We start from the raw sequence: 10,032 nt of genomic DNA, 5'->3' as shown, positions 1-10,032 counted from the left end.
CCCCGACACCACCCCGCCCGGCCCGCCGCGCGCCCTGCTGGGGCCGCTGCGCGACGCTTTCGGCATGGCGCCGCGCTTCGGGGTGCTGGCGCCCGCCGACCTCGTCACCCTGGCGGAACTCGCAGAAAAACAGGGCGATGGCTGGATCCGTATCGCGCCCACCCGCTCGCTGCTGATCGCCGGAGTCGCGCACCCCGAAACCATCGCCCTCGGCCTGCCGCGAAACTGGATCGTCACCGCGGAAGACCCCTGGAAACGGGTGGTCGCCTGCCCGGGCGTCGCCGGCTGCGCCAGCGGCGAAACCCCCACCCGGCAGGATGCCGAAACCCTGATGGCCCAGGGCTATCACCCGCCGCCGGGCTTGCTGCATCTCTCGGGTTGCGCCAAAGGCTGCGCCCATCCCGCGGCTGCCGCGGCGGTGCTGGTCGGCCAGGCGGGGCGCTATGCGCTGATCCGCCAGGGCCGCGCCGGCGACCCGCCGCTGCGCCAGGGACTGACCCTGGCCGAAGCGGCGGCGGAGCTGGACCAGCGATGACCTACGACTACATCCGCGACGGCGCGGCAATTTACGAAAAATCCTTCGCGACGATCCGGGCGGAGGCCGAGCTGTCCGGCTTCACCCCGGCCGAGGCGCGGGTCGCCGTCCGCGTCATCCATGCCTGCGGCCAGGTCGAGGTCGCGCGCCACATCCGCTTCCACCCGCGCTTCGTCCAGGCGGCCGAGGCGGCGCTGCGGCGCGGCGCGCCCATCCTGTGCGACGCCAAGATGGTGGCCCAGGGCATCACCCGCCCGCGCCTGCCGGCTTCCAACGAGATTCTTTGCACGCTGGACGCGCCGGGGGTGCCGGAGCGCGCCAAGGCGATCGGCAACACGCGCTCCGCCGCCGCCATGGATCTGTGGGGCGACAGGATGGGCGGCGCGGTGGTGGCCATCGGCAATGCGCCGACCGCGCTGTTCCATCTGCTGGAGCTGCTCGATGCGGGCGCGCCACCGCCGGCCGCCGTCATCGGCCTGCCGGTCGGCTTCGTGGGGGCTGCCGAATCCAAGCAGGCGCTGGCAGCCGACAACCGCATCCCCTGGATGATCGTCGAAGGCCGGCTGGGCGGCAGCGCCATGGCGGTCGCCGCCGTCAACGCCCTGGCGCAGGAGAAGGAATGAGCGGCACGCTGCATATCCTGGGCGTCGGCCCGGGCGATCCGGAGCTGGTGACGCTGCGCGCCGCCCGGCTGCTGGGCGCGACGGGGACTTACGCCTTCTTCGCCAAGCGCGGCCGCCCCGGCCATGCGCGCCGCATCGCGGCGGCGCATCTGAACCCGGCGGCGGAAGAGCTGCGCTTCGACTATCCCTTCACCACCGACCTCTCGGTCGAGGACCCGCGCTATGCCGAGGGCATGGGGCGCTTCTACGACGACTGCGCCGCCGCCGTGGCGACGCGGCTGGCGGCCGGCCAGGACGTGGCGCTGCTCTGCGAGGGCGATCCCTTCCTCTACGGCTCGGCGATGTATCTGTTCGACCGGCTGCGCACGACGCATCGGGTCGAGGTGACGCCGGGCATCACCGCCATGGCCGGCTGCTGGTCGCGCGCCGGGGTGCCGATGGTGCATGGCGACGATTCTCTGTCGGTGCTGCCGGCGACGATGCCCGAGGCGGAACTGACCGCGGCGCTGGAGCGCTGCGATGCGGCGGTGGTGATGAAGCTCGGCCGCAACCTGCCGAAGCTGCGCGCGGCGCTTTCCGCCAGCGGCCGCGGCGAGGGCGCCGTCTATGCCGAGCGCGGCACCATGGCGGACGAGATCATCCTGCCGCTGGCCGAACGCGACGACAGCCCGGCGCCCTATTTCTCCCTGGTGCTGATCCCGGGTCGTAGAGGCGTGCGATGACCGGCTGGCTGCGCGTCATCGGCCTGGGCCCGGGGGCTGCCGGGCTGCGCACGCCGGAAGCGGATGCGGCGCTGGCGGAAGCCACCGACATCCTCGGCTACGGCCCCTATGTCGGGCGGGTGAAGGCGCGCCCCGGCCAACGCCGGCACGAAACGGACAACCGCCAGGAGCTGGACCGCGCCCGACACGCCCTGTTCCTGGCCGAGGAAGGCGCGCGGGTCGCGGTCGTCTCCTCCGGCGATGCCGGCGTCTTCGCCATGGCCAGCGCGGTGTTCGAGGCGGTGGAGGCCGGGCCTGCAGAATGGCGCGCCCTCGACATCGCCGTGCTGCCGGGGATTTCGGCGATGTTCGCGGCCGCCGCCCGGCTGGGCGCGCCGCTCGGCCACGATTTTTGCGCCATCTCCCTGTCGGACAACCTGAAGCCCTGGGAACTGGTCGAGCAGCGCCTGACGGCGGCGGCGGGGGCCGGCTTCGTCATCGCGCTCTACAACCCGATCTCCAAGGCGCGGCCCTGGCAGCTGGGGCGGGCTTTTGCGCTGTTGCGAGAGGTATTGCCCGGAACAGCGCCGGTCGCCTTCGCCACCGCGGTGTCGCGTCCCGAAGAACGCCTGGTGCTGACGACCATCGCCGAGGCGGACCCGGAAAGCGCCGACATGCGCACCCTGGTGCTGGTGGGCAGCGCCGGCAGCCGGCTGATCGCGCGCGGCGAGGGCGAGCGGCCCTGGCTCTACGCGCCGCGCTCGGCCAGGCCGTGAAGCCAGGCCAGCGCGCCCGCGACGTCGCCGGCGACGGCCAGGCCCTCCGGCCGGGCGGGCCGCGCCAGCAGCCGCATCGGCAGGCCGAGGCGTCGCGCGGCTTCCAGCTTGGCTTCCGTCGCCATGCCGCCGGAATTCTTGGTGGCGAGCAATTCGATGCGGTGGTCGCGCAGCAAGGCGAGCTCGTCCTCGAGGGCGAAGGGGCCGGTCGCGGTGATCAGGGTGACGTCGGGCGGCAAGAGCTCGAGCGGTGGCGGGTCGACGCTGCGGATGACGTAATGGTGCCAGGGCGCGGCCTGGAAGGGCGCCAGCTCCTTGCGGCCAATGGTCAGGAAGACCCTTTTTGGCGTCTCGCCCAGGGATTCCACCAGAGCGGGCATGCCGGCGATTTCCTGCCAATCGTCACCCGTCTCGGCACGCCAGGCCGGGCGGTCGAGGCGCAGCAGCGGCGTGGCGGTCGCGCCCGCCGCCGCCGCAGCGTGGCGGGTCATCTGCGCGGCGAAGGGATGGGTGGCGTCGAGCAAGGCGTCGATGCGCTCATCCCGCAGATAGGCTGCCAGGCCGTCGATGCCGCCGAAGCCGCCGATGCGGGTGGGCAGCGGCTGCGGACGCGGGGACCGGGTGACGCCGGCCAGCGACAGGGTGGCCGAAAGGCGCGCATCATCAGCCAGGGCGCGGGCGAGCGCCGCGCCCTCGGTCGTTCCTCCCAGCAGCAGAACCCGCATAGACCCCCGCGATGACCACATCTTGGCTCACCATCCTGGGCATCGGCGAGGACGGCGTCGAGGGCCTGTCCCCGCTGGCCGCCCGCCTGCTGCGCGAGGCGCCGCATGTCTTCGGCGCGGCGCGGCAGCTCGCCCTGGCGGCGCCGCTGATCCAGGGCGCGACCACCGCCTGGCCGTCGCCGATGTCCGAGGGTTTTTCGGCGCTGCTGGCGCGGCGGGGACAGCCGACCTTGGTGCTGGCCTCGGGCGATCCGTTCTGCTTCGGGCTGGGGGGGACGCTGGCCCGCCACCTGGCGCCAGGCGAGTTTCTGACCGTTCCGGCGCCGTCCTCCTTCGCGCTGGCGGCGGGCAGGCTGGGCTGGGCGCTGCAGGACTGTTCCACGATCTCTTTCTGCGGCCGGCCGCTGGAGCCGCTGCGGGCGCTGCTGCAGCCGGGGGCGCGGATCCTGGCGCTGTCGGCGGATGCCGCGACGCCGGCGGCCGTGGCGGCGCTGGTCACCGGCCTCGGCTTCGGGCCGTCGCGGATGGTGGTGCTGGATGCGATGGGCGGCCCGCGCGAGAAGCGCTGGGACGGGGTCGCCGAGCGGTTCGACGCCGTGCCCGACGCGCTGAACCTGGTGGCGCTGGAGGTGGTGGCGGGCGCCGGCGCTGCCGTGCTGCCGCTGGCCGCGGGGCTGCCGGAAGAATTCTTCGACTATGACGGGCAGATCACCAAGCGGGAGGTGCGGGCGGTGACGCTGGCGGCGCTGGCCCCGCGGCAGGGCGAGCTGCTGTGGGATATCGGCTGCGGCAGCGGGTCGGTGGCGATCGAATGGCTGCTGCGGCACCCCTCCATGCGGGCAATCGGGCTGGAGCCGAAGGCGGATCGCGCCGCCCGCGCCGCGCGCAACGCGCTGGCGCTGGGGGTGCCGGGGCTGCGGCTGGTCGAAGCTTCCGCGCCTGGGGGCCTTGAGGGGTTGGAACCGCCTGATGCTGTCTTCGTCGGCGGCGGCGGTGGTCGTGAGGGCGTCTTGGAAGCCGCCTGGGCTGCGCTGCGGCCTGGGGGGCGGCTGGTTGTCAATGCCGTCACCATCGAGACGGAGGCGGTGCTGCTGGCCGCGCATGCGCGCTGGGGTGGCAGCCTGGTGCGGCTGGGTGTCGAGCGATTGGACCGTGTGGGGGCGATGCATGGTTATCGCCCGGCGATGACGGTGGTTCAGTATGGGGTGGAGAAGCCGGCGGGGTCCGGGGGGATACGATCCCCCCGGAGGGGAGGTCCAGGAGGGGCGGCGCCCCTCCTGGCCACCGCTGGGCTTGGCTTGCGCCCTTCGGCCGATGCGGCGTCCTTGGTGGCGGTGGTGCGCCGCGCCGAGGGGTTGAGCGGCTGCCGCGTGGTGTCCTTGTCGGTCCCGGACTTCCGCGACCTGCCGGTGGTGGCCGAGGCGGCGGAGCGGCTGGGCGTGCCGATGCAGCTGGTGTCCAGGGCGCGGCTGATGGCCGTGCAGGACCGCTGCCCGACCAAATCCGAGGCGGCGCAGCGGGCGATCGGCATCGCCTCGGTGGCCGAGGGCTGCGCGCTGGCCGAGGGCGGGGCGCTGCTGCTGAAGCGGATCGATGGGGAGGGGGTGAGCTGCGCGCTCGCCGCCGTGGAGGAGCCCGCATGACGGTGCATTTCATCGGCGCCGGCCCGGGGGCGGCGGATCTGATCACCTTGCGCGGGCGGGACTTGCTGGCGGCCTGCCCGGTCTGCCTCTATGCGGGCTCGATCGTGCCGCCGGCGCTGCTGGCGCATTGCCCCGAGGGGGCGCGGCTGGTGGACACGGCGCCGATGGATCTGGACGCCATCGAGGCCGAATACGTCGCGGCCCATGCGGCAGGCCAGAATGTGGCGCGGCTGCATTCGGGCGACCTGTCGATCTGGTCGGCGGTGGCCGAGCAGATCCGGCGGCTGCAGCGGCACGGCATTCCCTACACGCTGACGCCGGGGGTGCCGGCGTTTTCCGCGGCTGCCGCCACGCTCGGGCGGGAGCTGACGGTGCCCGGCGTGGCGCAGAGCCTGGTGCTGACACGGGTCTCGGGCCGCGCCTCGCCGATGCCGGCGGGCGAGACGCTGGAGGGGTTTGCCGCCACCGGCGCGACGCTGGCCATTCACCTCGCGATCCATGCGCTGCCGTCGATCGTGGCGCGGCTGACGCCTTTCTATGGCGCGGATTGCCCGGTCGCGATCGTGGTCCGTGCCTCCTGGCCGGATGAGCGGGTGCTGCGCGGTGTTCTTTCAGACATCGAGGCGAAGCTGGCGGCGGAGCCTGCCGAGCGGACGGCGCTGATCCTGGTCGGGCGGTCGCTGGGGGCCGAGGATTTCCGCGAGAGCGCGCTGTACAGCCTGGACTACCAGCGGCGGTTCCGCGGGGCGTGATGCGGTCAGGCCTGGGCCAGCAGCGTCCCGTCGCGGCCGAAAAGGGCGATGTCGACGGCGATGCCGGTGCCGTCGATAGCGGCCGCCGCGGTGTGCCGCGCCGCCGTCGCCACGGCCTGGGGCAAGGCGATGTTTTCCGCGGCCGCGAGAGAGAAAGCTTCCAGCGCGGTGTTGGCGGCGGCGATCCGCGCGGCAAGCGTCTCGTCGGCGCCGTGCTGCGCCGCCAGCGCCGCCAGCGCCTCGAGGTCGAGGCCGCCACGGCGCGAATGCAGGTCGAGCCGGCCCTGAGCCAGCTTGGTCAGTTTGGCGAGCCCTCCGGCAACCGTGACGCGCGGCACCGGATGGGCGCGCAGGTATTTCAGCATGCCGCCGACGAAATCGCCCATGTCGATCAGCGCCTGCTCGGGCAATCCATAGAGCGCCTGGACCGCGGCTTCCGAGGTCGCGCCGGTGGCGCCGGCGAGATGCGTCAGGCCGGCAGCGCGCGCCACGTCGATGCCGCGATGGATCGAATGGATCCAGGCGCTGCAGGAATAGGGCATGACGATGCCAGTGGTGCCCAGCACCGACAGCCCGCCCAGGATGCCGAGGCGCGGGTTCATCGTGCGGCTTGCCATCGCTTCCCCGCCGGGGATGCTGATCTCCACCTCGGCATCGGCCGCGCCGCCGGCGAGCTCGGCGAGCGCCGCGGCGATCATGGCGCGCGGCATCGGGTTGATGGCGGGCTCGCCGGGCGGCAGCGGCAGGCCGGGCAGGGTGACGGTGCCGACGCCGGTCCCTGCGCGGAAGACCAGGCCGGCGCCGGGCGGCAGCTTGCGCACCGTCGCGCGGATCAGCGCGCCATGGGTGACGTCGGGATCGTCGCCGGCATCCTTCACCACGCCGGCCGTGGCGCGGCCATCGGCGAGGAAGCCGGATTCGGCGAGCGCGAAGGCCGGGCGCTCGCCGCGCGGCAGGGTGATCTCGACCGGGTCGGGGAAGCCGCCATGCAGCAGCGCGGCATAGGCGGCCTTGGCCGCCGCCGTGGCACAGGCGCCGGTGGTCCAGCCCCGGCGCAGCGGTTGGTCGGGCTGCGGCACGCAGCCAGCTTTATCGCCCTGCCCGGCCGCTGTCATCCGCGGGCTCGGCCGTGACGCGGCTGGAAGCGCTGGCGCTGCTGACCGGCCGCGCGCCGCCGGTGCTGGAACCCGGCCATGTCTGGCTGGTCGGCGCGGGCCCCGGCGATCCGGGAATGCTGACGCTGGACGCGCTGGCGGCGCTGTCCCAGGCGGAGCTGCTGCTGCATGACGCGCTGATCGATCCGCGCATCCTGGCGCTGGTCCCCGATGGCGCCGAGCGGCTGGTGATGGGCAAGCGCGGCGGCCGCCCCTCGGCGCGGCAGGACGACATCACGCAGCGGCTGATCGACGAGGCGCGGGCCGGGCGCCGGGTGGTGCGGCTGAAAGGCGGCGACCCCTACGTCTTCGGCCGCGGCGCGGAAGAGGTCTTTGCCCTCGCCGAGGCGGGCATCCCCTGGCGGGTGATCCCCGGGCTGACGGCGGGGCTGGCCGGGCTGGCGGCGGCGGGGATCCCTGCGACCCTGCGGGGGGTGAACCAGGCGGTGACACTGGCCACCGCCCATGCGGCCGAGGGCGCCGAGGATGCGCTGGATTGGGCCGCCCTGGCGCAAGCCGGGCAGCCGATCGTGCTCTACATGGCGACGCGGCGCTTGCCGGCGGTGACCGGGGCGCTGCTGCGGGCCGGGCTGCCGGGCGACACGCCGGCGGCGGCCGTCGCCGAGGCCACCACGCCGCGGCAGCAGGTGCTGGAGGCGACGCTCGCCACCATCGCCGCGCGGGTCGAGGCGGCCGGCTGGACGGTGCCCGCGGTGATCGCCATCGGCGGGATCGTCGCGGCGCGGCGCAGGCTGGGATGAAAAAAGCCCGGCGGGATCGCTCCCGCCGGGCCCGGGTCCCGAACTGACAGAAGAATCAGCGCGTGGTGGTGGTGCTGCGGCGCGCCGGGGTGGTGGCCGCAGGGCGGGCCGGCGTGGCGGTGCTGCGGGTCGAGGTGTTGCTGGTCGCCGGCGGCGCGCTGACGCGCGGCGTGACGGCGGCCGGGGTCGCCGCGGCGGCCGGGGCGGCGACGCCCTGCACCGTGACGTTCACCTTGACCGAGGTCGAGCCGGGCAGCAGGCGCACGGCGAAGCTGTCGGCGCCGACGAAGCCGCTGTCGGCGATGTAGTCGATGCGGGTGTAGTCGCCGACGCTCTGCACGCGGACGCGGCCGTTCGACGGGCGGGCGGTCAGCAGCCCGGCATCGAAGGGCTCGGGGCCCGGCTTGGCGACGCGCAGGCCGCAGAAGCCGCCGTCATTGCCGACGGTCATCGGCACTTCGGTCTGCTGCGCGTCGGTCAGCTTCGGCGCGTCCGGCACGGTGCAGAGGCTGGAGGCACCCTGCAGGTCGGCCGCGTAGATCGGCAGGCGCGAGGAGACCGCGGCCGGGCCGGTGGCAGGCTTGGCGCAGGCGGCCAGCAGCGCCGGCAGGGCGATCACCGCCATCAGGGCGGTGGAGCGGATAGCGATCATCAACGGGCGGCCCTGGTGGCAGGCTTGGCGCCGGCGGCCGGCCGGGCGGCGGCCCGGGCCGGCGCCGGGGCGGAGGCGGCAGTGACGCAGTTGCCCAGCGAGGCCGGCAGCAGGTCCTTCGACGCGGCGTAGGGGCCGAGCTCGGCGGCGGACGGCAGCGCCATCACCTCCTTGAACAGCCGGGCGTTGCGGGCGCAGAAGTCGGCGCCGATGCGGTTGGCCTCCTGCGCGCGGGCATTGGCCAGGTTGGTGATGAAGGTGTCGTTGGCACGCTGGCCGGCGCGGCGGTCGCGGCCGGTGAAGTGCTCGATCACCGCGCGGTCGTTGCCGGAAAGCTGCGTCTGGTAACGACGGATGAAGTCGTTGTAGGGCGCCTCGGTGTCGCAGGTGGTGGCGACGACCATGAGCTCGGTCTTCAGCGCCGACAGTTCGAACATCCGCTGCTGGTCCTCGTTGGCGCAGCGGAAGGGCGCGGCCATCGCGGCAGAAGAGGCGAACAGGGTGCTGACCGTCAGCACGCCCGCCAGGATCTGGCGCAGGCGACGACGGCCGGTCTGCTGCTTGGCAGGACGCATCTCTGAAAGCGGGTGGTGCTGCACCATGCCCCTTTCCTCTCCGTGTTGTTCGGCGCGCGGACGCGGCGAGACGACCCGACCGGGCCACAATAGACATTCGGAAGGCTGGAAGCCGGCGTCACCCCCCCGGGCAGGCGCACGGCCCGGGCCTTGCCTGCACCCCCGATGCGGCGGCGATACGCCTCCCCATCGGATCCCCGGCAGGCAGCGACCCAGCGCCCGAATACCGTGTCAGACCAGGGCTGGGCAAGGGAGAGTTAAGGAAATCCGGCCAAATGTGTTTACAAGAAATCAACTTGTTATGCCGAATTGCTTAGGTGCCGTCTGCACTGACGGCACCGAAGGGGACGCTGCAGCCCCGCGCTGCCGGCGCGGCGCAACTGTGCTAGGGCTCGGCCGGAGAAAGACAGGCGGGGCAAGATCCTATGCGGGGGCTGGTGGTGGGGGCGCCGCGCTCGGGCGCGGGGAAGACAACGCTGATGCTGGCGCTGCTGGCCGGCTTCCGGCGCCGCGGCCTGGCGGTCGGCGCCGCCAAGTCGGGCCCCGACTATATCGATCCGGCCTTCCACGAGGCGGCCAGCGCGCGTCCCAGCGGCAATCTGGACAGCTGGGCGATGCCGCCCGGGCTGCTCGAGTCGCGGGCCGCGGCGGCGGGCGAGTCGCTCGACCTGCTGCTGATCGAATCGGCGATGGGGCTGTTCGACGGGGCGGGCGAGGAGCCCGGCCGCCAGGGCAGTGCTGCCGACATCGCCGCGCGCTTCGGCCTGCCGGTGCTGCTGCTGCTGGATGTCTCGGGGCAGTCGCAGACGGCCGCCGCCCTGGCCCGCGGCTTCGCCCTGCATCGCGACGGCGTCCGCGTGGCGGGGGTGGTGCTGAACCGGGTGGCCAGCCCGCGCCATCGCGCCGGGGCGGCGGATGCGATCGCCGCCATCGGCCTGCCGGTGCTCGGCGCGCTGCCGCGGGATGCGACGCTGTCGCTGCCGGAACGCCATCTTGGCCTGGTGCAGGCGCGCGAGCAGGAAGAGCTGCCGGCGCTGCTGGACCGGCTGGCGACGCTCGCCGAGGCGGCGCTGGACCTCGACGCCATCCTGGAAGCCGCCGTTCCGCTGCCCGCCCCCCGCCCGCATGCGCCCGC

Annotated in this window: 11 protein-coding genes and 2 pseudogenes; 9 read left to right on the top strand and 4 right to left on the bottom strand. The window is 73.7% G+C overall.

What is annotated here, in order from left to right; all coding sequences use genetic code 11:
- From BKE38_RS32400 to cobJ, 4 genes and pseudogenes are all read left to right on the top strand, one after another.
- Positions 1-535 (top strand): annotated as a pseudogene (locus tag BKE38_RS32400) (hypothetical protein); the annotation flags it as partial.
- The gene (locus BKE38_RS24990) at positions 532-1,158 is read left to right on the top strand and encodes a precorrin-8X methylmutase (protein WP_076959931.1); all 627 of its coding nucleotides are present in this window, start codon (positions 532-534) and stop codon (positions 1,156-1,158) included. The pseudogene BKE38_RS32400 and the gene BKE38_RS24990, both read left to right, overlap by 4 nt.
- Positions 1,155-1,880 carry a precorrin-2 C(20)-methyltransferase gene (locus BKE38_RS24985; RefSeq protein WP_076959930.1) on the top strand — a complete coding sequence of 242 codons (726 nt, stop codon included), beginning with the start codon at positions 1,155-1,157 and terminating at the stop codon, positions 1,878-1,880. The genes BKE38_RS24990 and BKE38_RS24985 overlap by 4 nt, the downstream gene beginning before the upstream one ends.
- On the top strand, positions 1,877-2,635 hold the full coding sequence (gene cobJ, locus BKE38_RS24980; RefSeq protein WP_076959929.1) for a precorrin-3B C(17)-methyltransferase: 759 nt from the start codon (positions 1,877-1,879) through the stop codon (positions 2,633-2,635). Before BKE38_RS24985 ends, cobJ begins: the two co-directional genes overlap by 4 nt.
- Here cobJ and BKE38_RS24975 read toward each other — a convergent pair.
- Complete coding sequence (locus tag BKE38_RS24975) at positions 2,608-3,360, bottom strand: cobalt-precorrin-6A reductase (protein ID WP_076959928.1); 753 nt, start codon at positions 3,358-3,360, stop codon at positions 2,608-2,610. The two genes, cobJ and BKE38_RS24975, sit on opposite strands and share 28 nt — an antisense overlap.
- A gap of 11 nt (positions 3,361-3,371) precedes the next feature.
- Between BKE38_RS24975 and cbiE the strand changes: the two are divergent.
- The 3 genes and pseudogenes from cbiE to cobM form a co-directional block, all read left to right on the top strand.
- Positions 3,372-4,580, top strand: a pseudogene (gene cbiE / locus BKE38_RS24970) (precorrin-6y C5,15-methyltransferase (decarboxylating) subunit CbiE); the annotation flags it as partial.
- The gene (locus BKE38_RS33490) at positions 4,566-5,003 is read left to right on the top strand and encodes a cobalamin biosynthesis protein (protein ID WP_408887433.1); all 438 of its coding nucleotides are present in this window, start codon (positions 4,566-4,568) and stop codon (positions 5,001-5,003) included. The pseudogene cbiE and the gene BKE38_RS33490, both read left to right, overlap by 15 nt.
- Positions 5,000-5,755 (top strand): precorrin-4 C(11)-methyltransferase, encoded by a 756-nt coding sequence (gene cobM / locus BKE38_RS24965; protein ID WP_076959926.1) that lies wholly within the window; start codon positions 5,000-5,002, stop codon positions 5,753-5,755. Before BKE38_RS33490 ends, cobM begins: the two co-directional genes overlap by 4 nt.
- Positions 5,756-5,760: 5 nt before the next feature.
- On the opposite strand, the gene BKE38_RS24960 is transcribed toward cobM, so the two are convergent.
- On the bottom strand, positions 5,761-6,870 hold the full coding sequence (locus tag BKE38_RS24960; protein WP_076959925.1) for a cobalt-precorrin-5B (C(1))-methyltransferase: 1,110 nt from the start codon (positions 6,868-6,870) through the stop codon (positions 5,761-5,763).
- Between the two features lie 14 nt (positions 6,871-6,884).
- Here BKE38_RS24960 and cobA point away from each other — a divergent pair, with 14 nt between their 5' ends.
- Positions 6,885-7,670 (top strand): uroporphyrinogen-III C-methyltransferase, encoded by a 786-nt coding sequence (gene cobA / locus BKE38_RS24955; RefSeq protein WP_076959924.1) that lies wholly within the window; start codon positions 6,885-6,887, stop codon positions 7,668-7,670.
- A gap of 55 nt (positions 7,671-7,725) precedes the next feature.
- Here cobA and BKE38_RS24950 read toward each other — a convergent pair whose 3' ends face one another.
- Both BKE38_RS24950 and BKE38_RS24945 read right to left on the bottom strand, forming a co-directional pair.
- Positions 7,726-8,322, bottom strand: coding sequence for a hypothetical protein (locus BKE38_RS24950; RefSeq protein ID WP_076959923.1), 597 nt, complete (start codon positions 8,320-8,322; stop codon positions 7,726-7,728).
- On the bottom strand, positions 8,322-8,924 hold the full coding sequence (locus BKE38_RS24945) for a hypothetical protein (protein WP_076959922.1): 603 nt from the start codon (positions 8,922-8,924) through the stop codon (positions 8,322-8,324). The genes BKE38_RS24950 and BKE38_RS24945 overlap by 1 nt, the downstream gene beginning before the upstream one ends.
- Positions 8,925-9,322: 398 nt before the next feature.
- Between BKE38_RS24945 and BKE38_RS24940 the strand changes: the two genes are divergently transcribed.
- On the top strand, positions 9,323-10,032 hold a 710-nt coding region (locus BKE38_RS24940; protein WP_076959921.1), incomplete at its 3' end, for a cobyrinic acid a,c-diamide synthase CobB.

The organism is Teichococcus deserti, assembly GCF_001982615.1.
Classification (GTDB): domain Bacteria; phylum Pseudomonadota; class Alphaproteobacteria; order Acetobacterales; family Acetobacteraceae; genus Pseudoroseomonas; species Pseudoroseomonas deserti.
The sequence above is the reverse complement of the archived record's forward strand: the minus strand, read 5'-3'. Positions and strand labels throughout refer to the sequence as shown.

Coding starts and splice junctions, on each gene's coding strand:
- BKE38_RS24950 (WP_076959923.1), bottom strand. CDS start 8,322: ATGATCGCTATCCGCTCCACCGCCCTGATGGCGGTGATCGCCCTGCCG.
- BKE38_RS24975 (WP_076959928.1), bottom strand. CDS start 3,360: ATGCGGGTTCTGCTGCTGGGAGGAACGACCGAGGGCGCGGCGCTCGCC.
- BKE38_RS24945 (WP_076959922.1), bottom strand. CDS start 8,924: ATGGTGCAGCACCACCCGCTTTCAGAGATGCGTCCTGCCAAGCAGCAG.
- cobM (WP_076959926.1), top strand. CDS start 5,000: ATGACGGTGCATTTCATCGGCGCCGGCCCGGGGGCGGCGGATCTGATC.
- BKE38_RS24990 (WP_076959931.1), top strand. CDS start 532: ATGACCTACGACTACATCCGCGACGGCGCGGCAATTTACGAAAAATCC.
- BKE38_RS24960 (WP_076959925.1), bottom strand. CDS start 6,870: ATGACAGCGGCCGGGCAGGGCGATAAAGCTGGCTGCGTGCCGCAGCCC.
- BKE38_RS24985 (WP_076959930.1), top strand. CDS start 1,155: ATGAGCGGCACGCTGCATATCCTGGGCGTCGGCCCGGGCGATCCGGAG.
- cobJ (WP_076959929.1), top strand. CDS start 1,877: ATGACCGGCTGGCTGCGCGTCATCGGCCTGGGCCCGGGGGCTGCCGGG.